Source organism: Candidatus Chlorohelix sp., assembly GCF_037138995.1.
In the GTDB taxonomy this organism is placed as follows: Bacteria; Chloroflexota; Chloroflexia; order Chloroheliales; family Chloroheliaceae; genus Chlorohelix.
Genome location: NZ_JBAXHI010000118.1, coordinates 1 through 1,074, shown reverse-complemented (window position 1 = coordinate 1,074; position 1,074 = coordinate 1). Strand labels below are relative to the sequence as shown.

Annotated in this window: 1 protein-coding gene; it reads right to left on the bottom strand. The window is 46.6% G+C overall.

The window, feature by feature from the left end; genetic code table 11:
• Nucleotides 1–286 precede the first annotated feature (286 nt).
• Nucleotides 287–1,074 (bottom strand): hypothetical protein (locus WCK19_RS18550; protein ID WP_342398896.1); only part of this gene is annotated, 788 nt, incomplete at its 5' end.

Genomic DNA, 1,074 nt, shown 5'->3' with positions numbered 1-1,074 from the left:
GGCTTAACGTTTGACCACCCATGAAGTGGCACGGCTGTACTTAGGCCGCCCAACGCTTGGCTTCACCTGCGCCGCTGGCAGGTTCGATAGATGGCACCACGCGTTGGCACACGACGCGCATGAAAAATGCACCAAGTTTGATGACGCGCCAGCGGCGTCAGGTGCGAGCCCTGTTGGGCGGACGGGCTGACACTATAGGCACGCATACCGCATTACAAAGGGCTATAGCCCTCTCTCATGTTAATCGTTTATTGCGGCGTGAACGATAACAAAGCGAAGATCATACCTAGAAGAGAGGCCATCCGAGGTATATAAAAAAACAACCCAAAGCTATTTCTGCGATTATTACGAACACTGGCAGCCAGAATCCGGCAATGCTGAGGCGTCGTATTATTGATTTTTGGCTCATTTTCGAGGTGATATACCGTCGATGGAGTATTGCCTCAGATGAATCTGGTGCGTATCTTTTTTCAAGTTGCAGCCCTCGTTCATACAATGTTTTACGGGATGTTCTTTCGATGAGATCGACAGCTATAAAGAGAAATAATGCAAGTGTTGCGATAAAAATAAAGCCAGATCGCTGATTACTTACTGCGAAACTGATAATGCCAATATTGATCGTCCCAGCAAAAGTACCTAATTGTATTCGTAGATTCTCTAAAGAGCGTGTTCGTTCATATATCTCTGCTATTTCTAGTGAATGATATTCATTGATTTGGGATTTGCTGTTTTTTAGTTCCGGTGTAATACCTTCATAGAGTAGTTCGGTCAGAAAATCTTTATTCGTCTGGTTTGACATGACTATTTTCACCTTCGGTATAAGAGTGCTATTATGTAATCCCCTTCGGTAGTTGCCTAGTATATAGGTAAGGGATTCTAATGTCAATTCAGCATATATGTTCTGTATCGGCGATTTTCCCGCGCTGCGATCCAATGATTGAAGATCAAGGTGCGTTGACCTAGCACCACGGGCGCTGCGGTTGAGCAGACTTCCATCAGTGGCGGCTTTTCTTGAGGCCGCCCAACGATTGCGCTTAGCCGCGCCGCCGAACGCGCCACGATAAAACGCCACGG